Annotated in this window: 11 protein-coding genes; 5 read left to right on the top strand and 6 right to left on the bottom strand. The window is 64.1% G+C overall.

What is annotated here, in order from left to right; genetic code table 11:
• Positions 1–44 precede the first annotated feature (44 nt).
• The 4 genes from ASG67_RS02685 to ASG67_RS02670 form a co-directional block, all read right to left on the bottom strand.
• The gene (locus ASG67_RS02685) at positions 45–1,619 is read right to left on the bottom strand and encodes an alpha-N-arabinofuranosidase (protein WP_056524855.1); all 1,575 of its coding nucleotides are present in this window, start codon (positions 1,617–1,619) and stop codon (positions 45–47) included.
• Between the two features lie 59 nt (positions 1,620–1,678).
• Positions 1,679–4,381, bottom strand: coding sequence for a hypothetical protein (locus ASG67_RS02680; protein ID WP_056524852.1), 2,703 nt, complete (start codon positions 4,379–4,381; stop codon positions 1,679–1,681).
• A gap of 14 nt (positions 4,382–4,395) precedes the next feature.
• On the bottom strand, positions 4,396–5,028 hold the full coding sequence (locus tag ASG67_RS02675; RefSeq protein ID WP_235535013.1) for a DUF6250 domain-containing protein: 633 nt from the start codon (positions 5,026–5,028) through the stop codon (positions 4,396–4,398).
• Positions 5,029–5,180: 152 nt separating this feature from the next.
• Positions 5,181–8,468, bottom strand: a complete 3,288-nt coding sequence (locus tag ASG67_RS02670) for a TonB-dependent receptor (protein ID WP_162244328.1) — start codon at positions 8,466–8,468, stop codon at positions 5,181–5,183.
• Between the two features lie 167 nt (positions 8,469–8,635).
• Here ASG67_RS02670 and ASG67_RS02665 point away from each other — a divergent pair, with 167 nt between their 5' ends.
• Entirely contained in the window at positions 8,636–10,570 is a 1,935-nt protein-coding gene (locus tag ASG67_RS02665; protein WP_056524844.1) for a rhamnogalacturonan lyase, read from the top strand.
• Between the two features lie 114 nt (positions 10,571–10,684).
• On the opposite strand, the gene ASG67_RS02660 is transcribed toward ASG67_RS02665, so the two are convergent.
• Entirely contained in the window at positions 10,685–11,335 is a 651-nt protein-coding gene (locus tag ASG67_RS02660; RefSeq protein ID WP_056524841.1) for a 3-oxoacid CoA-transferase subunit B, read from the bottom strand.
• The gene (locus ASG67_RS02655) at positions 11,335–12,042 is read right to left on the bottom strand and encodes a CoA transferase subunit A (RefSeq protein WP_056524838.1); all 708 of its coding nucleotides are present in this window, start codon (positions 12,040–12,042) and stop codon (positions 11,335–11,337) included. The genes ASG67_RS02660 and ASG67_RS02655 overlap by 1 nt, the downstream gene beginning before the upstream one ends.
• A 291-nt stretch (positions 12,043–12,333) precedes the next feature.
• Between ASG67_RS02655 and rplJ the strand changes: the two genes are divergently transcribed.
• The 4 genes from rplJ (at position 12,334) to rpoB (ending at position 19,012) form a co-directional block, all read left to right on the top strand.
• Complete coding sequence (rplJ, locus tag ASG67_RS02650) at positions 12,334–12,849, top strand: 50S ribosomal protein L10 (RefSeq protein WP_056524836.1); 516 nt, start codon at positions 12,334–12,336, stop codon at positions 12,847–12,849.
• Positions 12,850–12,916: 67 nt separating this feature from the next.
• Entirely contained in the window at positions 12,917–13,291 is a 375-nt protein-coding gene (rplL, locus tag ASG67_RS02645; protein ID WP_056524833.1) for a 50S ribosomal protein L7/L12, read from the top strand.
• A 226-nt stretch (positions 13,292–13,517) separates the two neighbouring features.
• Positions 13,518–14,603 carry a sialidase family protein gene (locus ASG67_RS02640; RefSeq protein WP_056524830.1) on the top strand — a complete coding sequence of 362 codons (1,086 nt, stop codon included), beginning with the start codon at positions 13,518–13,520 and terminating at the stop codon, positions 14,601–14,603.
• Between the two features lie 224 nt (positions 14,604–14,827).
• Entirely contained in the window at positions 14,828–19,012 is a 4,185-nt protein-coding gene (gene rpoB, locus ASG67_RS02635) for a DNA-directed RNA polymerase subunit beta (protein ID WP_056524826.1), read from the top strand.
• The last annotated feature ends 96 nt before the right edge of the window (positions 19,013–19,108 follow it).

The raw sequence follows: 19,108 nt of genomic DNA, 5'->3' as shown, positions 1-19,108 counted from the left end.
AGTATGAAAAGCCCCTCCTTTGAAAAGGAGGGGCTTTTTGACGTTCAGCGTAGCTCCAGCACCGCCACCGACTTCGCCGGCAACGTCACCGACAACGTGCCGCCAGCGACCTGCGCGCCATTGAACGCGGCGGGCTTCACCGCTTCGCCCGTGCCGAAATCGTTATGCGCATCGATCGTGGCGGCGGTCAGAATTCGCCCCGTCACAGCGGTCGCGGCCACGCCAGTGATCGCCACCGACACCGACGCCGCCCGGTTGGGATCGACATTGGTCATCGCCACGCGGACCACCCCGTCCGTACCGCGGGCGGCAGTCGCGCTGACCGATGGCACCGTCCATTGCTCCTTGTTGTACCACGGCGATTTCAGGTCCAGCGGCAGATAGGTCGCGTCCTGGAAGCCCTTGTACATCTCGAACACGTGATAGGTCGGGGTCAGCACCATCTGCCCCTCGCGCGTCAGGATCATCGCCTGCAGCACGTTCACCATCTGGGCGATGTTGGTCATCCGTACCCGGTCGGCGTGACGCGTGAAGATGTTGATGTTCAGCGCCGCGACGATCGCATCACGCAACGTATTCTGCTGATACAGGAAGCCGGGATTGGTGTTCGGCTCGACGTCGTACCACGTCCCCCATTCGTCGACCGCCATGTTCACGCGCTTCTTGGGATCATATTTGTCCATGATCGCGCCGTGCTTGATGATCAGCTCTTCCATCTTGAGCGTCTTCGAGATCGTGCGGGCGTAGTCCTCTTCGCTGAACTGCGTCGCCGATCCCTTGTTCTTCCAGTCACCCGGCACCGTGTAATAATGCACGCCGATGCCGTCGATGCGGTCGCCCGCCTCGCGCATCATCACCTCGGTCCAGTTGTAATCGTCGGAATTCGCGCCGCTGGCGATGCGCAGCGTCTTCGTACCCTCTGGCACCTTGATGAAGGTGCCGTAACGGCGCGTGACGTCGGCGGCATAATCCGGTTTCATGTTGCCGCCGCAGCCCCACAGCTCGTTGCCGATGCCGAACATCGGCAGCTTCCACGGTTGCTTGCGGCCGTTCTTCGCGCGTTCCTCGGCCAGCGTGCCGGCGGGGGCGGTCATGTATTCGACCCACTCGGCCATCTCGGCCGGGGTGCCGTTGCCGACATTGCCCGACACATAGGCATCGGCACCGATCAGCTCGGCGAAGTCCATGAATTCGTGCGTGCCGAACGCGTTCGATTCGGTGACACCACCCCAGTTGGTGTTGACCTTGGTCGGGCGCTTGTTGCGCGGGCCGATGCCTTCCCGCCAATGATATTCGTCGGCGAAGCAACCGCCCGGCCAGCGGACCAGCGGCACCTTAAGCGCACGCAGTGCGGCGACGACATCGTTGCGATAGCCGCGGGTGTTGGGAATCTTCGACCCCGGCCCGACCCACAAGCCGCCATAGATGCCGTAGCCCAGATGTTCGGCGAACTGGCTGAAGATATGGCGATCGATCGTCGATCCCGGCGCATCTGCCTTCAGCGTCGCCGTGGCGGTCACGGTCGCGGCCGACGGCGCTGCTTCCTGCGCCATCGCCACCATGGGCGTCATCACCATCGCCGCCGACGCCATTGCCAGCGCGAACAATCCTGCTCTCATCCAATCCTGCTCCCTTTGTTATATTGTCTGAGTAATCGATCGGGAGCAGAACGTAAAGCTCAGGATACCTGTTGCGATTTCCCCTTCTCCGACCAGGCGGGGATCGTCCCGCGATCGATCGCTTCCGGTACTAGCGCCAGCAACTGGATCGCCGCCAACCCCCATTGCGAGGCGGCATTAGTCGACACGCCGGGCCATTCGATCACGCCCCCCACGGTGCGGCGCGGATCGTTGGTCCAGGTGCCCAGCCCCGCCTCGCCCGAGAAGAATTCGGTCGCGGCGCGGGTCGCCAGCGCCGGGTCGTGCTCCATCTGCGCGGCATAAGCGGTCAGCCGCGAATGCCCCTCGCGCAGGTTGCGGGGGCCGGCAGGCGGGCCGAACTTCGCCACGAACTGGTCGCGCGGCGCATTGTACCAGCGGCAATATTCCAGCCACGCGGCCCGGTAACGCGGTACGTCGATCAGTTGGATCAGCTCCGCATTCACCTCCACCGCGCCGAACACCGCGCTCAGATGCGACAGCCGGATTTTCTTGCCGGGATCGAGGTAACGCCCGCTTTTCAGCTCGAACGGCGCGCTGCCGGTCAGCCAGCCGCGTTCCATGCGGCCGATGCTGTCCATGCCGTTCGCCACCCGGTCGCGCCATTTCGTATCGCCGGTCCGCTCCCATTCGGTCAGCCACGCGCCGGCCATCGCGGTCCAGCTGGGGCCGAAGCCCATTTCGATCGTGCCGGCGGGCGTCGGCGCTGGCGGGCCGCTCGGCACCTTGCGACCGATCTCGACGCGGGTCAGCGTCTCGTCGGAGGTGATCAGGTCGTGCATCAGGTCGCCGACCCGCTCGTCCGCGGTCAGGTAATAGAACAGGCGGCGATAGGCGACGTTGGAGACGCGCGGCTGTTTCGAGCTGTCGGAGAAATGCTGCACGCCGTGGCGCGTGCCCATGCCCTTGAAACGACCAAGGTGATAGGTATCGACCTCGCCGGTATGGCGCGTCATCGCCTCGGCCAGCCGAAATGCCTGCGCCTTGCCGCTGCGCAGCGCCGCGTACCAAAGCCACAGGTCGGGCGAGAGTTCGCTGTTCGCCCAGGCGAAGCCGCCGATGTCGTATTTCCACTGATGCCGGTCGGAATCATAGCTGTGCATCACATCGCCATGGTTCCAGAACCCGTACCAGTTCCGCCGCTCCACCTCGCCCGCATAGAAATCGACGAGGTGATCGAGTTGGTCCTCGATCGCCACGCGATTGGGCGTGGAGCGATCCGGCAGGTTCCAGATACCGAGCACTTCGGCGGCGTGGAGGCTGGCGGGATCGGCCATCAACTGCGGCGGCACGGCGCTGGCGGCGGCCATCGCGTGGAGCGTGTTCGTCTCGGGCGTGGCGGGCAGCGCCCAGAGCGTCAGCTCGCTGGTGCGGGCAATGCCGGTGGCCGAGTCCCAACCGGGTTCGTAGTCTTCATAGGTGACATCAAGCCCCTCGTTCTGGGCGGCGAATTCCTCCATGCCCATGACGCCGCGATATGGGCGCAGGTCCATCGGCGGTGCCTCGGGCGACCACATCCAGGCGGTCAGTGTCGCACTGTCGGTCGCGGCATCGCGGATGTGCAGCGCGCTGGGGTGGCGTTGCCAGAAATAGCGTTGCGCGATCGCGACGCCGCCCTCCGGGCCGCCGACATAGGCGAGGCCGGGGGCGCGTGATCCTTGCGCTGAATCGATCCAGGCATGGCCCTCCCCCGTCCGCTTGACGATGGTGAAGCCGTGCGCGGTCGGCTGTTCCAGCGACACGTCGCCCCAGGCGGGAATGCGCTCCAGCTTGTCGCGGACCGACTTGTCCATCGATGCCAGCGCCGGGGTGGCGCGGCCGGCGGTCTGTGCGGCACGGAACGCCGCGCCGGGATCGCGACGCAGGCCGGTCAGCGGCCGCACGCCCTCCACGAACATCGCGCCATCGGTGGCAAGGCGCAGGTGCCGATCGTGCAGCGCGCCGCGCATCGGCACGCTGGCCTGCACGCCGATCGCCGACAGGAAGTCCTTCGCCGGATCGCCGTCATAGATGAAGCTGTGGACGATGCGCAGATGGCTGGTGCCGGCATAGGCATAGAGGCGCACGGTGAACGGCAGCCAGCTTTTGCCCGCGCCCTGATGCATCCCGCTCACGCGGATAACCGCGCGGACCGGGCCGGTGCTCTCCACCACGGCGTTATCGATGCGGCCGGTAAAGGCGGCAGGTGCGCCGTCGAGCGAGGGGCGTACCGCGCCGACCAGCGTGACGGGGCCGAGGACCGGCCGGTCGCCCAGCCGCGCGCCACGGATCAGCACATCACCGCTCCTGGCGATATCCCACGTCAACGTGCCGGTGCGGACGGTGATGGTGTCGCCGCGTTCGGTGACGCGGACGGGTTGCGACGGGGCGGCGGGGCGACCGGGGGCGACGGTCAGGCCCTCCAGCGCCGTACCGGGAGGCACCGCATGGGCGGTCCATTTGATCGATCCGTCGGGCCAGGTGGCGGTGGTCCAGTGCTGCGACGGCACCGCCCTGCCCCCTGCGTTCACCGACAGCGCCGCGCCCTTGCGTAAGGCACCGCGCGGCCAGGCGACGCCGACCGTCTGGCCCAGATGCGATGCGGGGGCGGCGCCGTCGATCCAGCGCAGCGGCACCGGGCGGGTGGCAGCCGGGCGCGCAATCGCGGCTCCCGTGGCGGGTGCGGCGACGGCAACGCCACCCAGCAGCGCGGCCTTCACTGCATCACGTCGGTTGATGGTCATGGCTCTCAAGTCCTTCAGGGATGCGTGACGCGCACATGGCGCAGGCGCCAGTGGCTGGCCGTAGTGCGAAAACCGAACCAGCCGCTCGTGTAGGGATGCGGATCGTCCATCACGAACAGCGGCGCGCCGTCGCGGTGGACCGCGATCCGCCGGCCATCCGCCACGAGCCGGATATGCGTCCAGCGGTTTGCGACCAGCATCGACCCCGGATCGGCGCGATCATGCTGCGGCAATAACGGCCGCTCGCCGGGCCGCCCGACATAGCGCCGCATCCGCGTCGTCGTGTTCCGGTTACCGCCGACGCCGACATAATAGGTGAGGAGCGTGTCATACTCCTCGAACTTGCCCGATCGCGGCTTGGCGAGCGGCGAGCCATCGGCGGCGGCCGGATCGGTCGCCATCCAGAATGCGTTGAGATCACTGACCGTATCTTTCGCGCCACCGGCGGACACCGCCATCGCCTCGAATTCGATCGCCACCGGCCCCGACAGGCGCTTCGCATACCAGAGCGTCAGGCCGCCGGCGGTATCGATATCGATCGTCCCCGCCGCGATGCGAACGCGCTTGGCCGGGTCCTCCGCCTCGACCCGCCACGCATTGGCGCTAATCGGCAGGTTGCGGGCCGGCGATGCGGCCGCCGTCATCATGGCGTAAACCGCCAGCCCCCAGAAAAGAGGCCCGACGCGAACGGATCGCGCCGGGCCTATCCGACCGTCATGAAACGGACGATCGGAGGGGGAACTCTGAGGCAGTGGACGGGCGGCAGCTGACATCGTCGGCACCTTCCCGTCCAAGCCCATCACAACTTCATCTGCGCACCAACGGTGATGCGCTGCCCGGGGTATGAATACTCGATCGGCCGCGCGGCATCGATGTAGGTTTTGGTGAATTCCTTGCCGAGGTTCTGACCCTCTGCCCAGATGCTGTAACGCGGCGACAGGCGGATCAGGACCTTGGCGTCGAGATACGTCTCACCCTTGCGGAAGATAGGATTATTCCCGTTGTTGGCATCGGCGGCAGTCTGCAACCAGGAACTGCGACGGTTATAGTTGAACTTGGCGTTCAACCAATCCCTGTCGTAAAAAACGCTGGCATTGTAAGTAAACTTTGACAACCCAGGATAGGCATTGAGCGGCTCGCCAGTAGCGACGTTGGTCAACGCATTATTGACAACACGGGCATAAGTGAAATTTCCACTTAGTCCAAAACCATCGAAGGGTTGAGGAAGGAAAGTGAAAACGGTCTGGGCACTCGCCTCGAATCCATCGAGCTTTGCGCCAAAACCGTTCACTGGCTGGCGAACCGTGTACAGTACGCCGTCGCCGAACAGATCGACGTTGGAGCGCGTCTGTGCCGGCAGGACGAAACTCTTGATGTCCTTAAAATAATAGCCAAGGCTGAGCAGGGTATCGACGTTGGGATACCACGACACGTTCACTTCATACTGATCGGCACGATAGGGCTGCAGTGCAGGATTGCCCGCCGTGCAGACATCGGCGATCCCCACTGTGTCCAGTGTATCGAACGTACAGGAGATCGACGGTGACAGATCACTGGGCCTGGGCCGCGCCAGATTCTTTGCGTAGTTGGCTCGGACAAACAGATTTTGCTGCACTTCCAAGTTGAAGTTCACCGCCGGCAACCAGTCATGGTAATCGTTCTGAAGGGTGATCTCCTGCACAGACACCGTGAAGTTTTCGGTAACGGCCGGGATGATCGTACCGTTCGGCAGCGTCACACCGGTTCCCGGAACAATACGACGTTCAACCCGCGTGTTTACGCTGGTGCCGCGGTCACGGGTGTAGGTATAACGCATACCGGCATTGCCGGTCAGTCGCATTCCCAGAAATTCCTGTTCGAAATTGAACTTCAGGTAGCCGGCGACGATATCCTCGTTGATGACGTAACTGGGAATCTGCGGCAGGCCATCAGCAAACCGGACGTTGTCCTGATCGAAACCGGACAGGTCGTAATAGCGCGACAGATTACCATAGTTAAATAGCGGGATCGCCAGCCGGGTCGGTGCACCGTCGGGGGTCGCGGACAGACCGGTGAAGAGCGGCGCCCCGCCAGTTACGCCGGCGTTCTGGGCCACGAATTGCTGATACTGCGCCTGTGTCAGATAGACCGTGTTGGCCGCACGAACCGCCGGCGGCGTTTCGGTGATGATCGTGTTCAGCGACACGTTGGCGGTCGTCTGAAACACCGCCGGCACACCGACGATCCCCGCCGATGGAACCGCCGTCACCGCCGGCCGTAACAGCCGATTGCCGCCGCCGAGATAGCGGAAGTATCCAGATTCGCGATACTGGCCGCCAAACTCGACGCTGGTCAACAACGGCAACAGGCCGCTCGTGTCATAGTCCACGTCCAGCTTCAGCTGCTTCTCGCTCGTGCCGGCATCTTCTGGACGGTATTGAACGCTGGGGCCGGCCTGCAACAGCCGCTGCCCATTGGCACCGGTGCGATTGAAGTTCGCATAATCGGACGGGTTCGCCGGGTCGAAACTTTCGGGGAAGATCAGCACGGGCACGCCCGCGTCGTTGCGCCGATCAACTTGGATGCTGCCGACGCCGGTGCTGATCGCCACCAAATTGGTGTTATTGATCAGCTTCGCCTTTGAATAGGAGGCAAGACCGATCATCTTCATCCGATCGAGTTCCCAGTTGAACCCGGTCTGATAGTATTGCGTCAGCTGGTTATAGTCGAAATCGCGCCGCTGGACGCTAACGATGCTGTTCGCGCCAAGGTATGTCGGCGCGGCGGCTGTACCAGTGTTGATCCCGTTAGCCTGCGTGATCCAGCTGGTGACCGTGTGCGTTTCCTGATCGACGCTGAACGTGCCCGGGGTGATACGCTGACGGCTGGCCCCTTCGAACAGGTTGGTGCCGAGCGCGCGACCGACCGGCGTAATCGGACCGTCGAAGTTAAAGCGATCGACCGAACCCGCATTCACGGCGTAATTGGCGTCGCGCAACTGCTGAATACGCTGATTGACCTGCGCCTGCCCCCAAATATTGAAGTTATCCGCAACCTTGAACTGCAATTGGAAGTCGGCGGTGGTCCGCTTGTCGTTGCGATCAAGCGTCCGATAGCGTGCGATCGTCGGCGCCCAATCAAAAAACTGGGTTTCGCAGGCCAATCGGTTAGCCGTCGCCACCGCCTGCGTATTGCCCGTCGCGCCCGAGCAGCTCTCATACGTCGCGTAGTTCGCATAGGTCGGGTTGGCGATCGTCTTGGTGCCCGACCGATCGAAATCCGCGATGCGGCCCCAATTAGTATTGGACGCATAATCTTCACGCGTATCGACGTCCGAGTAGGTGACGTTGACGATGAAGCCGAGACGATTATCGAGATAATCCCCGCGACCCGCCGTGAAATTCAGGCGCGGCTTCCAAGATTCGGTCAGGTCGAGATGCTGCGCTTCGGCCTTGATGCTGAAGATCGGGTTCTTCAGTTCCAATGGGCGCCGCGTCTCGACGCTGACGGTGCCGCCGATGCCGCCTTCGGTCAGATCGACGGTATAGCCCTTGTACACGTCGATCGACTTGACCAGCTCGACCGCCAGTTCACGGAAATCGCCGCCGCGAGCGCCCAATGCCGACTGCTGGCTGACGCCGTTGATTTCGACGCGGTTCAGATCGGGTTCGACGCCGCGGATCGAAATCTGGTTACCCTCGCCGAAGGTGCGGCTCAGCTGCACGCCGGTGATGCGACCCAGCGCTTCGCCGACGTTCTTGTCGGGGAAGCTGGCGATGTCGTCGGCGACGATCGAATCGACCACGGTGCCGGCGTTCTTCTTGCGCGCGATCGCGGACTGCAAGGACGCGCGGGTGCCGGTGACGATGATGTCTTCGGGGTTGGTGTTTTCCGGCGTGTCGGGTGTCGCCGGGTCCTGCGCCGTCGAGACGGTCTGCGGCGCGGCTTCGACGGCCTGGCTGCCGGTTGTATCCGTCGCTGGAGTCGTGGAATTCTGCGGCGTGGCGGTCTGCGCCTGCGCCGGCGCGGTCATAACCATGCCGCTCGTCAATGCGATGATCGAGGTCGCGCCCTGGATGGCGACCATACGGGTCCGAAACGTCGTCAAGCAAACCTCCCCTGTCATCATTCCCCGCAGCGCCGATCAGGGCGCCGCCGGCACTTTTTCCATGCCTTAAATCCGACATATCCGAGATTGAGGAGGATGCAAATCTATTTTCAACATGTCGAAAATTAATCCATATGTTAAGACAAAGAAAATATGAGGAGGATGTCATGCGAAGGATTCGGTGGGCGGCTTGGCTTCCCATGGCGGTCGCGACGGGAGCCGCCGTCTCTGCCGCCAGCCCTCCCGTATCGGTTGGCGGGCGCCAGATGGAGCGGCTGGATCGTGGCCTGATCGCGGTGCCGGCGGCGGATGGCGGCAACCATGTCCAGTGGCGATCGCTCGGCACCGACCCCGCCGGCACCCGCTTCGAGCTTCGGCGCGATGGCCGGCGGCTTGCTACCATTGGCGGTGACGAGGCGACCAGCTTTCACGACCGCAGCGGCACCGCCACGTCGCGCTATGCCATCTCCGTGCCGGGCCCGCGGGAACGCTCCGCCGTCGTTACCCCATGGGCCGCCGGCTTTCTGCGCATCCCGCTCGACAAGCCAGCCGACCGGACGGCGCCCGATGGCGAGCGATACAGCTACACCGCCAACGACGTCAGCGTCGGCGATCTGGATGGCGACGGCCGGTACGAACTGATCGTGAAATGGTATCCGTCGATCGCCAAGGACAATGCCTTTGCCGGCTATACCGGCGAGACGTTGCTGGATGCGTACACGCTGGAGGGCAAGCGGCTGTGGCGGATCGATCTGGGGCGTAACATCCGATCCGGCGCGCACTATACGCAGTTCATGGTGCAGGACTTCGACGGCAATGGCCGGGCGGAGGTGATGATGAAGACCGCCGATGGCACGATCGACGGTACTGGCCGGACCATTGGCGATGGCAAGGCGGACTGGCGCGGCACGGCGGCGGATGGCGAGGTGGACCAGCGCGACCGCACCGGCGCCAAGACACTGGCGGACGGCCGTCGCGTCGCGCCGCTGGTCGGGCGTATCCTGAAAGGGCCGGAGTTCGTGTCGGTCTTCGATGGTCGCACCGGGCGGATGCTCGCCACCGCGCCCTATGCGCCGCCGCGCGATGCGACCACGCTGACACCGACGACGGCGCAGATGGCGGCGACCTGGGGCGATGGCTACGCCAATCGGTCGGACCGGTATCTGGCTGGCGTGGCGTATCTGGATGGCACACGGCCGAGCGCGATCTTCGGGCGCGGTTATTATGCGCGGTCGACGGTGGCGGCATGGGACTGGCGCAGCGGCAAGCTGACGCAGCGCTGGTTGTTCGATTCCGCCGCGCCCGGCAACGCCGCTTATGGCAGTCAGGGCAATCACCAGTTGTCGGTCGCGGATGTCGATGGCGATGGCCGCGACGAGGTTATCTATGGATCGATGGCGATCGACGACACCGGGCGCGGTCTGTGGACGAGCGGGCTGGGCCACGGCGATGCGATGCACGTCTCCGACCTCGATCCGACACGGCCGGGGCTGGAGAAGTTCGGCGTGCATGAGGATGTGCGCGGCAATGGCGGGATCGGCGCAGCGATGCTCGATGCGCGCACCGGCGAACGACTGTGGACGAAGCCCGCCGACACCGACACCGGGCGCGGCATCGCCGCCGATATCGATCCACGCCATCCGGGCGCGGAGGTTTGGGCATCGAACGCGCGCGATTTGTTCAACGTGAAAGGTCAGGTAATCCCCGGTGGCCGGCCGCGCGCCGCCAATTTCGCGATCTGGTGGGATGGTGATCCGTTGCGCGAACTGCTCGACGGGACCTGGATCAGCAAATGGGACTGGCTGACCGGTACGGAGCGGCCTTTATTGTCGCCGGAGGGTGTGGCGTCGAACAACGGGACGAAGAACAACCCGGCGCTGAGTGCGGACATCCTCGGCGATTGGCGCGAGGAATTGGTGGTGCGCGATACGTACAGCACCGAATTGCGGGTCTATGCCACGCCGTATCCGACCAAGTATCGGCTGGCGACGCTGATGCACGACCCGGTCTATCGCGCGGGCGTCGCATGGCAGAACACGGCGTATAATCAGCCGCCGCATACGTCGTTCGATATGATGACGCGGCTGGAAGGGAAACAGTAGGGGCTAGACTGTTCCCCGGCGGAGGCCGGGGTCCAGTTGGAAAGTGTAACGACCGACCGCAACGCTCGACAATCTGCGTTCCCAAACTGGACCTCGACCTTCGCCGGGGGAAAGTTAAGCGGTGAACGACGCCGTCGTCTTCGCCCGCACTTCGTCCACCGTTACCCCCGGCGCGCATTCGACCAGGCGGAATGGCGTGTCGTGATCAGGCCGCTGGAATACCGCCAGATCGGTGACGATCATATCGACCACGTTCTTCCCCGTCAGCGGCAGCGAGCAGGCGGGGATGAACTTGGGGTCGCCGTTTTTCGCAGTGTGCTCCATCACGACGATGATCTTCTTCACGCCGGCGACGAGGTCCATTGCGCCGCCCATGCCCTTGATCATCTTGCCCGGGATCATCCAGTTGGCGATGTCGCCGCTCTCGCTGACCTCCATCGCGCCCAGCACGGTCAGGTCGATATGGCCGCCGCGGATCATCGCGAAGCTCTGCTCGCTGCCGAAATAGGCGGAGGACGGCAGTTCGCTGATCGTCTGCTTGCCGGCGTTGATCAGATCGGCATCGACCTCGTCGTCATACGGGAACGGGCCGATGCCCAGCATCCCGTTTTCCGACTGCAACGTCACCGTCATGCCGGCGGGGATGTTGTTGGCGACCAGCGTCGGGATGCCGATGCCGAGGTTCACGTAGAAGCCGTCCTGCAATTCCTGCGCGGCGCGGGCGGCCATCTGGTCACGGGTCCAGCCTTTGATTTCCTGGGCCATCAGACGCTCTCCCTTTCGCGCACGGTGCGGAATTCGATTTTCTTGTCGTACGGGCTGCCGACGATCATCCGCTTCACATAGATGCCGGGCAGATGGATGTGATCGGGATCGAGCGAGCCGACCGGCACCACCTCCTCCACTTCGGCGACGCAGATGCGGCCGGCGGTAGCCATCGGCTGGTTGAAGTTGCGTGCGGTCTTGCGGAAGATCAGGTTGCCGCTCTCGTCTGCCTTCCACCCCTTGATGATCGACAGGTCGGCGCGGATGCCGCGCTCCAGGATGAATTCCTCACCGTCGAAGATTTTCACCTCCTTGCCCTCGGCCACCTGCGTGCCGACTCCGGTCTTGGTGTAGAAGCCGGGGATGCCCGCACCACCCGCGCGGCAGCGTTCGGCGAGCGTCCCCTGCGGGCAGAACTCCACCTCCAGCTCGCCGCTCAGATATTGCCGCTCGAACTCCTTGTTCTCGCCGACATAGGACGAGATCATCTTCTTCACCTGTCGCGTGCGCAGCAGCTTGCCGAGACCTTCGTTATCGATACCGGCATTGTTGCTGGCGATCGTCAGGCCGCTGGTGCCGGCGTCGCGGATCGCGTCGATCAGGCGTTCGGGAATACCGCACAGGCCGAACCCGCCCGCACAGATCGTCATGCCGTCATGGAGCAGTCCCTCCAGCGCAGTCGCGGCATCCGGGTAAAGCTTTCGCATCGATATCCCTCCGTTTGGCGGAGCGTTAAGCGGCTGGACGCCGCCTGGTCAATCGCAGGCCATCGTTGACTTTTGCAATCAACCCGCTAGTGGCACCCCCGCGTTCGGCAGGCTTCTGCCCGTCGAACTCCGTCCAAGACAGCAGGTGTCGTGGGTTTGCCACGGCTTAATGTCCTGCCGAGACGGGGATAGAGAATTATCTGCCGTATTCCATGCGGCCGGTCCCCCTTCCCCATCGATGGACTCAACCGGACACGTCCTTTTCGGGCGTGTTCAAACGTGGAGAATGGCATGGATCGGACTGAAAAGGCCGCAGCCGTCGCCGAGTTGAACCGTAACTTTGCCGAAGTCGGCGTGGTCGTCGTGACCCGCAACCTCGGCATGACCGTCGCACAGTCCACTGTGCTGCGCGGCAAGATGCGGGACGCTGGCGCGACGTACAAGGTCTCGAAGAACAAGCTTGCCAGGATCGCGCTCGACGGGACCGACTATGGATCGATCGGCGATATGCTGACCGGCCCAGTCGCTCTTGCCTCCTCGATCGACCCGGTCGCCGCAGCCAAGGTTGCGGTCGAATTCGCGAAGACGAACGACAAGTTCGAAATCGTGGGCGGCGCGATGGGCTCTACGCCCCTCGACGTCGCGGGCGTTCAGGCACTCGCAACGCTGCCGTCGCTGGACGAACTGCGTGCCAAGATCGTCGGCCTCATCGTGGCACCTGCCACGAAGATCGCCACGATCACGCAGGCTCCGGCTGCACAGCTCGCACGCGTGCTGTCCGCCTATGCGGAGAAGGAGGCGGCCTGAGCCGTCTTGAGCATTCCTGGTTTCAACCTGAACTTTGGGGGCGTCGTCCCCCGCATGGAGAATACACATGGCAGACCTGAACGCGCTCGTTGAGAGCCTGAGCGAACTGACCGTCCTGGAAGCAGCCGAGCTGTCGAAGATGCTCGAAGAGAAGTGGGGCGTTTCGGCCGCAGCAGCGGTTGCCGCGCCGGCAGCTGGCGGCGGCGCCGCCGCACCGGCCGCTGAAGAGCAGACCGAGTTCGACGTGATCCTGACCGGCGACGGTGGCAAGAAGATCAACGTCATCAAGGAAGTCCGCGCGATCACCGGCCTGGGCCTGACGGAAGCCAAGACGCTCGTCGAGAGCGCTCCGAAGGCCGTCAAGGAAGGCGTGAACAAGGACGAGGCCGCCAAGGTCAAGGCGCAGCTGGAAGCAGCCGGCGCGACCGTCGAGGTCAAGTAAGCCGCAGGATCGGGTCGACGGACCCGATCCGAGGCCGGCCGGCGGCGCTCGGCGCCGTTCGACGTCATGGGATTAACTCCCATGACGGCTCGCCAAAGATAAAGGGCGGTTCCCACAAGGGAGCTGCCCTTTTTCGTTTCCGCCAACAGCTACCCCGTGGATCTTGAACCTGAGGCGCCGCCCGACCAATAGACGCCACCACGGCGAGGTCGGAAGGAAACAGGGCATGGCCGCGAACGGCACAACCGCACGGCTCATCATCGCGACCACAGCCATCGGCATCACGGTCGCCGCGCCCTCACCCGCGGCCCCGCGCTCTGCGATCACCCGGTCCGAATTCATCTACGCGACGGCCCCCTATCCGCAGGCACACGCCTCGACGATCGTCGAGTTGCCCGATGGCACGCTGGCCGCGTCATGGTTCGGCGGCAGCGGCGAAAGCCGTCCGGACGTCGCGATCTGGTTCGCCCGTCGCGGCCCCGCCGGCTGGGCGACCCCCACCGCGGTCGCCGATGGCAAGACCCCGGACGGCCGCCGGTTCCCGACCTGGAACCCGGTGCTCTTCCAGCCGCCCGGCGGCGACCTTGACCTGTTCTACAAAGTCGGCCCGTCGCCGCGCGACTGGTGGGGCATGGTCATCACCTCCACCGATGGCGGTCGCCACTGGAGCATACCGCGCCGCCTGCCCGACGGCGTCCTCGGCCCGATCAAGAACAAGCCCGTCATCGCCCCGGATGGCGCGTGGCTTTCCCCCTCCAGCCGCGAGGAGGGAACGGCGGAGGATAATCACTGGTCGATCCGCATTGAACGCAGCACCGATCGGGGCCGGACATGGCGGGTCGGCGAGCGGATCGCGTCACCCATGCATATCGAAGCGATCCAGCCCAGCATCCTGTCACATCCCGGCGGCAAGCTGGAACTGATCGCCCGCACCCGGCAGGACGCGCTGGCAATAAGCTGGTCGCGCGATGCCGGTGTCACCTGGTCGCCGCTCGCCGCGATCGACCTCCCCAATCCCAACGCCGGCACCGATGCGGTAACGCTGCGCGATGGCCGTCAGTTGATCGTCTACAACCACGCCGCGCATTTCGCCGACCGCCCCGGCGACGGACCACGCTGGCCGCTTAACGTCGGGCTGTCGGATGACGGCATCCACTGGCGCAACGCGCTGACGCTGGAGAGCAGGCCGGTACCGGACGGTTATGCCTATCCCGCCGTCATTCAGACGCGCGACGGCCTGATCCATGTCACCTACACCCACAACCGCACGCGTATCCGCCACGTCGTGATCGATCCACGCTGGGTGCGGTGAAGGTGCATACCCCTTTGACACGACCCGATGGCGACCCTATATCCCAACCCTTGCCCCAGTCTCCGGGAAACGACGCGCCGTCGCGCAGCGCGCTGATCGAATGGGAGACTGACGGTATCAGGACGCCGAAAGCCGACGCACGGGTTGCGATCGGCTTTTTTGCGTCCGACCCCTGCGCCCGTAATTCTGGCTGACCCCATTTCGTTTCGAAGGGCAACTACTCCATGGCAACCAAGGCAATCGACGGCGGTTCGATCAACTCGGGCGCACGACGCACCGAGAGCGGCACCGCGAAGCGTCGTATCCGCAAGGTCTTCGGCAACATCCACGAAGTCGTGCAGATGCCGAACCTGATCGAGGTTCAGCGCGAAAGCTATGAGCAGTTCCTGCGTTCGGACAAGTCGATCGGCCACGTCTCGGGTCTTGAGAAGACGCTGCGCAGCGTGTTCCCGATCCAGGATTTCGCCGGCACCGCCTATCTCGATTTCGACGATTACGTCCTGGAGCCGCCGAAGTTCGACGTCGAGGAATGCCGCCAGCGGGGCATCACCTATGCCGCGCCGATGCGCGTCACCCTGCGTCTGACCGCGTTCGAGGTCGATCCCGACACGGAAGCCAAGTCGGTCATCGATATCAAGGAGCAGGACGTCTACATGGGCGACATGCCCCTGATGACGGAGAACGGCACCTTCTTCATCAACGGCACTGAGCGCGTGATCGTGTCGCAGATGCACCGGTCGCCGGGCGTGCTGTTCGACCATGATCGCGGCAAGACGCACGCATCGGGCAAGTACCTGTTCGCCGCGCGCGTGATTCCGTATCGCGGTTCGTGGCTCGACTTCGAGTTCGACGCCAAGGACATCGTCAACGTCCGCATCGACCGCAAGCGCAAGCTGCCGGTCACGGCTCTGCTCTATGCACTGGGCATGACCAGCGAGGACATCCTCAGCCAGTTCTACAACCGCGTCACCTATGTGCGCGGCCAGGGCGGCTGGATCATCCCGTTCGATCCGGCCAACTGGCGCGGCGTGAAGCCGTTGTTCGACATCGTCGACGCCTCGTCGGGCGAGGTCGTGTTCGCCGCGCAGCAGAAGATTTCGCCACGCGCCGCGAACAAGTCGGCCAAGGACGGCCTGAAAGAACTGCTGATCCCGACCGAGGAAATCTACGGTCGCTATTCCGCCTATGATCTCATCAACGAGGCCACTGGCGAAATCTATGTCGAGGCCGGTGACGAGATTTCGGCCGAAAACCTGGAGGCGCTGGACAAGGCCGGGATCGAGAAGCTCGAACTGCTCGACATCGATCATGTCTCGGTCGGTCCGTGGATCCGCAACACGCTGAAGGCCGACAAGGCTGAAGAGCGCGAGCAGGCGCTGTCCGACATCTATCGCGTGATGCGCCCCGGCGAGCCGCCGACGCTGGAGACGGCCGAGTCACTGTTCTCGGGCCTGTTCTTCGATCCCGATCGCTATGACCTGTCGGCCGTCGGTCGCGTGAAGCTGAACATGCGTCTCGACCTCGATGCCGAGGATACGGTGACGACGCTGCGTACCGAGGATATCCTGGCGGTCATCAAGACGCTGGTCGATCTGAAGGACGGCAAGGGCGACATCGACGATATCGACAACCTCGGTAATCGTCGTGTCCGCTCGGTCGGCGAGCTGCTGGAGAACCAGTACCGCGTCGGCCTGCTCCGCATGGAGCGCGCCGTGAAGGAGCGCATGTCGTCGGTCGATGTGTCGACGGTGATGCCGAACGACCTTATCAACGCCAAGCCGGCGGTTGCCGCGGTGCGTGAATTCTTCGGCTCGTCGCAGTTGTCGCAGTTCATGGATCAGACGAACCCGCTGTCCGAAGTGACGCACAAGCGTCGCGTATCGGCACTCGGGCCGGGCGGCCTGACGCGTGAGCGCGCAGGCTTCGAAGTCCGCGACGTTCACCCCACGCATTACGGCCGCATCTGCCCGATCGAAACGCCGGAAGGCCCGAACATCGGTCTCATCAACTCGCTGGCATCGTTCAGCCGGGTGAACAAGTACGGCTTCATCGAAACGCCGTACCGCAAGGTCGTCGACCACAAGGTGACGAACGACGTCGTCTATCTGTCGGCGATGGAAGAGGCCAAGCACACGATCGCGCAGGCATCGGCCGAGCTGACGCCAGACAATGGTTTCGCCGAGGAACTGGTGTCGTCGCGTCAGGCGGGCGAATTCCTGATGGCGCTGCCCGACAACATCACGCTGATGGACGTCAGCCCCAAGCAGCTCGTCTCGGTCGCCGCATCGCTCATTCCGTTCCTGGAAAACGATGACGCCAACCGCGCGCTGATGGGATCGAACATGCAGCGTCAGGCCGTGCCGCTGGTACGCGCCGAGGCGCCGTTCGTCGGCACCGGCATGGAAGAGACGGTGGCCCGCGATTCCGGCGCCGCCATCTCGGCCCGCCGCGCCGGCATCGTCGATCAGGTCGATGCGTCGCGTATTGTCATTCGCGCCACGGGTGAGGTCGATGCCGGCAAGTCGGGCGTCGACATCTACACGCTGATGAAGTTCCAGCGCTCCAATCAGTCGACCTGCATCAACCAGCGTCCGCTGGTGAAGGTGGGCGATGTCATCATGGCCGGCGACGTGCTGGCCGATGGTCCGTCGACCGAGTTCGGCGAGCTGGCGCTGGGCCGCAACGCGCTCGTCGCGTTCATGCCCTGGAACGGTTACAACTACGAGGATTCAATCCTCATCTCCGAGCGGATCGTGAAGGACGACGTGTTCACGTCGATCCATATCGACGAGTTCGAGGTAATGGCTCGCGACACGAAGCTGGGGCCTGAGGACATCACCCGCGATATCCCCAACGTCGGTGAGGAAGCGCTCCGCAACCTCGACGAAGCGGGCATCGTGTATATCGGTGCAGAGGTCGAGCCGGGCGATATCCTCGTCGGCAAGATCACGCCGAAGGGCGAAAGCCCGATGACGCCGGAGGAGAAGCTGCTCCGCGCCATCTTCGGTGAAAAGGCATCGGATGTGCGCGACACCTCGCTGCGCTTGCCGCCGGGCGTTGCCGGTACGATCGTCGACGTCCGCGTCTTCAATCGCCACGGCATCGACAAGGACGAGCGCGCGATGGCGATCGAGCGCGAGGAGATCGAGCGCCTGAAGAAGGACTCGGACGACGAACGCGCGATCCTCAACCGGGCGACATGGAGCCGCCTGCGCGAGATGCTGCTCGATCAGGTCGCGACGGCGGTGCCGAAGGGCCTGAAGAAGGGCTCGGCAATCGACATGGACCTGCTGGACAGCGTCGACCGCCACGACTGGTGGAAGTTCGCGGTGCAGGACGACAAGGTCCAGTCCGATCTGGAAGCCGTGAAGCAGCAGTATGACGACGCCGCCAAGCTGATCACCGACAAGTTCCACGACCGTCGCGAGAAGCTGGAGCGGGGCGACGAGCTGCCGCCGGGCGTGCTGAAAATGGTCAAGGTCTTCGTCGCGGTGAAGCGCAAGCTGCAGCCGGGCGACAAGATGGCCGGCCGTCACGGCAACAAGGGCGTCATCAGCCGCATCCTGCCGCAGGAGGACATGCCCTTCCTTGCGGACGGGACGCCGGTTGATCTCGTGCTCAACCCGCTGGGCGTGCCGTCGCGCATGAACGTCGGCCAGATCTTCGAGACGCATCTGGGCTGGGCCGCACGTGGTCTGGGTCAGCAGATCAGCGTCGCGCTGGACGACTGGCGTGAGGCCAATCCGGACGCCAAGGCGGGTGCGATGCCCGAGGCGGTCAAGGAGCGATTGAAGGTCGTCTATGGCGATCACTATATCGCCGACATCGAGGCGCGCGACGGGCAGGAGATCGTCGAACTGGCGGAGAACCTGCGCGGCGGCGTTCCGATGGGCACCCCGGTGTTCGACGGCGCGGTGGAAGCCGATGTGGCGGCGATGCTGGAGCTGGCGGGTCTCGATGTGTCGGGCCAGTCGGACCTGTTCGACGGCCGCACCGGCGACCAGTTCGACCGCAAGGTCACGGTGGGCATCATCTATATGCTGAAGCTCCATCACCTTGTGGACGACAAGATCCACGCACGGTCGATCGGGCCGTACTCGCTCGTCACGCAGCAGCCGCTGGGTGGTAAGGCGCAGTTCGGTGGCCAGCGCTTCGGCGAGATGGAGGTCTGGGCACTCCAGGCCTACGGCGCCGCTTATACCTTGCAGGAAATGCTGACGGTGAAGTCGGACGACGTGGTCGGCCGCACCAAGGTCTACGAGGCGATCGTCAAGGGTGACGACACGTTCGAGGCCGGCATCCCGGAGAGCTTCAACGTGCTCGTCAAGGAAATGCGTTCGCTGGGCCTGAACGTCGATCTCAAGAGCAACGAGGTCGACGCGGACGGCATCGCCATCGCGGCGGAGTGACCTTCGTCTCCCTCTCCCGGCGGGAGAGGGAGGAAGGCGCGCAGCGCCGGAAGGGTGAGGACAGGTAACTGCCCTGCCCTCACCTTCCCACCAGCG

The sequence above is a fragment of the Sphingomonas sp. Leaf339 genome (genome assembly GCF_001426195.1).
Taxonomy (GTDB): Bacteria; Pseudomonadota; Alphaproteobacteria; order Sphingomonadales; family Sphingomonadaceae; genus Sphingomonas.
This window is presented reverse-complemented; position numbering and strand designations above follow the sequence as displayed.

Bases quoted from the DNA above. Each gene is read 5' to 3' on its own strand.
- ASG67_RS02640 (WP_056524830.1), top strand. From the start codon at position 13,518: ATGGCCGCGAACGGCACAACCGCACGGCTCATCATCGCGACCACAGCC.
- ASG67_RS02655 (WP_056524838.1), bottom strand. From the start codon at position 12,042: ATGCGAAAGCTTTACCCGGATGCCGCGACTGCGCTGGAGGGACTGCTC.
- ASG67_RS02675 (WP_235535013.1), bottom strand. From the start codon at position 5,028: ATGATGACGGCGGCCGCATCGCCGGCCCGCAACCTGCCGATTAGCGCC.
- ASG67_RS02680 (WP_056524852.1), bottom strand. From the start codon at position 4,381: ATGACCATCAACCGACGTGATGCAGTGAAGGCCGCGCTGCTGGGTGGC.
- rpoB (WP_056524826.1), top strand. From the start codon at position 14,828: ATGGCAACCAAGGCAATCGACGGCGGTTCGATCAACTCGGGCGCACGA.
- ASG67_RS02660 (WP_056524841.1), bottom strand. From the start codon at position 11,335: ATGGCCCAGGAAATCAAAGGCTGGACCCGTGACCAGATGGCCGCCCGC.
- ASG67_RS02665 (WP_056524844.1), top strand. From the start codon at position 8,636: ATGCGAAGGATTCGGTGGGCGGCTTGGCTTCCCATGGCGGTCGCGACG.
- rplL (WP_056524833.1), top strand. From the start codon at position 12,917: ATGGCAGACCTGAACGCGCTCGTTGAGAGCCTGAGCGAACTGACCGTC.
- rplJ (WP_056524836.1), top strand. From the start codon at position 12,334: ATGGATCGGACTGAAAAGGCCGCAGCCGTCGCCGAGTTGAACCGTAAC.
- ASG67_RS02685 (WP_056524855.1), bottom strand. From the start codon at position 1,619: ATGAGAGCAGGATTGTTCGCGCTGGCAATGGCGTCGGCGGCGATGGTG.